The sequence below is a fragment of the Sphingorhabdus sp. genome (genome assembly GCF_023910635.1).
GTDB lineage: Bacteria > Pseudomonadota > Alphaproteobacteria > Sphingomonadales > Sphingomonadaceae > Sphingorhabdus_B.
The window spans coordinates 1-2473 of sequence record NZ_JAAVVZ010000065.1 but is presented as its reverse complement, the minus strand read 5'-3'; the positions used below and the strand labels follow the sequence as shown (position 1 = coordinate 2473).

The 2473-nt window shown below is 50.6% G+C and carries 3 protein-coding genes and 1 pseudogene; all 4 read right to left on the bottom strand.

What is annotated here, in order from left to right; translation table 11 throughout:
• Window positions 1-197, bottom strand: a pseudogene (locus HEQ34_RS14130) (acyl-ACP thioesterase domain-containing protein); the annotation flags it as partial.
• A 43-nt stretch (window positions 198-240) separates the two neighbouring features.
• Complete coding sequence (locus HEQ34_RS14125; protein WP_296201545.1) at window positions 241-1383, bottom strand: hypothetical protein; 1143 nt, start codon at window positions 1381-1383, stop codon at window positions 241-243.
• A gap of 120 nt (window positions 1384-1503) precedes the next feature.
• Complete coding sequence (locus HEQ34_RS14120) at window positions 1504-2034, bottom strand: GNAT family N-acetyltransferase (protein ID WP_296201544.1); 531 nt, start codon at window positions 2032-2034, stop codon at window positions 1504-1506.
• Window positions 2016-2345 (bottom strand): DUF1778 domain-containing protein, encoded by a 330-nt coding sequence (locus HEQ34_RS14115; protein WP_296201543.1) that lies wholly within the window; start codon window positions 2343-2345, stop codon window positions 2016-2018. Before HEQ34_RS14115 ends, HEQ34_RS14120 begins: the two co-directional genes overlap by 19 nt.
• Window positions 2346-2473 lie beyond the last annotated feature (128 nt).

Genomic DNA, 2473 nt, shown 5'->3' with positions numbered 1-2473 from the left:
ATATTACCGCGATAGTCAATCTCGTGCCGCGTCACGACCCAATGATAAGCCGCGATATGTTCAGGCGCGGCAACCGCCTGCCAATGCGACGTCGCCATTTCCTGAATCCACCGCACCCAGACGGCATTGTTGACATGGCCAAGCGCGTCAATATCGGCAGGGGTTGCGGTGAAATTGCGGGTGAAGGGGGTTGGCAATTTCAAAAGTCCTTTATGAACGGCAGAAAGTCAATCCGAAGAACTAATCTGTCGGCGCTCCATACGTTCTCCCAGCAGATTGCGCTTTTTTGATCCGATCAATTGCTGCTTGAGCGATTTCCGTCCGCTTCTCGATATATCCCCACCATTGATCAAAATCCCGTTCAGGGCCCTTCCATTCCACAAATTCACGCGCAAATTGAGGAGAGAAGATTCCGCCCGATCCTGCATTTCCGCCATAAGGCCATATCCATGCCGGACTAGACATGCGTGTGCCATGAATTTTGAACAGCTCAATAATGTCGGATTTTTTGTCGTCTGCGTTCAATATTGCGATCCGCGCATCAAGAAGAGGCACGTGACTGTCATCGCCTGCTGGGGGAAACTCGGTTTGCCAATCGACAAACACCCAGCCGCTTAAGTCTTGATTACTGACCTTGTCAACGCGGAAACAGGACTGAACGGCATCGTCGAAGTCTTTGCTAAACAAACCGCTTTGAAAATCGCGATTAAGTTGATGCCTAATCCTATCTTCATCACCATCAAAGTTACCATTATACAGCGGGCTATCCGGTTCCATTTGTGGCAGTTTGGCAAGGCAATTGTCGACATTTTCACTCAAACTGTAGCGATCGCCCGTGATTTTCAAATCTTCGGGCCGATCAAATACCGGGCTTGTCATGAACGTCACTTGTTTTGCCTGACCTGAAAGCAACAATCCTTGGCAAAAACTATCACATCCGAAGTAGGTTGCCGAATGCTGTGAACCGACCAAAGTGACGTTAGATCCGGTTGACAGCGATACAGGCTTCCAAATTCCGCGTTGCCGAAATTGAGCAAGCCAAACGTCAAACTCTCGGTTAGCCATGAGGGGAATTCCAAAAGCCGCTGCCCCTACAAATGTCAGCCCGCAAATCAGCCCTGTAACGCCGCGCCATTTCCCGATCGGCATGACGTGAAACATCATATAAACGATAAATATGCCCCCCAGATACATCAAGAATGTCGGAAAGGGCACAAAAAAAAGACCAACTAAGCCGATTATTGGGATCGCCGTTATCGGCGCAACTAGGATCGCCAGCAAACTTCCAAGCAGCGAGAGAGTTAGCAATATGAACAGAACATAACCTATTGGGCCAAGCCATTGTTTGATCTGTTGTAGCATCGAAGGTGATCTAAAAGCCACGTGTACTCCTCACTCCTTTGCCCCCATCTGCCACACAATAAACGCCGCCTCTTCGGCATTTTCATGCAACCGTTCAAACCGCCCCGACTTGCCGCCACGGCCAGTTCCCATGTTACACTGCTACCCAAACGCAGCAATGACTGTTTCTATGGGTAGAAAAAGCGTTCTGCTGTCGGAAGGATACGCAATGAATTCCGCACAGGCCAGATAGAACGCCTTCGCCTGGTCGTCCTTCGCGTGGACCAGCACCGCACCAATACCAATGCTTTGCGAAGCTATCGCAATACGGCGCAGCGCATCGGCAAGGAGGTCGGCCCCGAGACCTTTTCCCGCGTGCGACGCACTGACCGCCAGCCGCCCAATTACCGATACCGGAATAGTGTCCGGGGCGTTTCTTTTTAGTTTATTTGGGACAGCAGCCCGCTCCAATGCGCCGGCTGAAATGCAAAAATACCCAACCACCCGTTTGCCCTCGCAGACGACATACGTGCGGGAAAAACGACTCTCATTTTTCAGTGCTCGATGCTTTAGCCAATCATTCAAAGCAGATTCACCACAATCGAATATTGTCAGATCATGTTCGGCCGACAAGGGGACAGGTTCGGACAGCTTCATTTTTAAGCCGCGCAAACTCAGACCTGTTTTTGCCAAGCCGGTGACCGGCGCAACAATGCCCGCAATTTTGGTCCCGGCGCAATTGGATTATCGAGCGCATGCAGGAAGGCGTCATAACCCTCTGGATCAAGCACAAACAAACGCTGATCCAATAATACATCTATCGCCTGTCGTCGGGCGGCTTCGACCATGAACTCGGTTCGCGTCTTGCCAAGAACAGTCGCTGCATCGTCGATAAGTTGCCGGGTCTGCGTTTCGACGCGCAGATTGATGCTACCCTTTGAATCATTCGCCCCAAAGGATGCTATCGCTGGTTTTTGTGGTGCTAAGACGTCTAATTTTGCCATCAAGCGATAATAGAAAATTGTATATACATTGTCAATACAATCCTTATTCCGCCAACCCCATCTGCCACACAATAAACGCCGCCTCTTCGGCATTTTCGCGCAAGCGTTCGAACCGTCCGGACTTGCCG

Excerpts from the sequence above, each read along its gene's own strand:
- HEQ34_RS14115 (WP_296201543.1), bottom strand. The coding sequence starts at position 2,345 with ATGGCAAAATTAGACGTCTTAGCACCACAAAAACCAGCGATAGCATCC.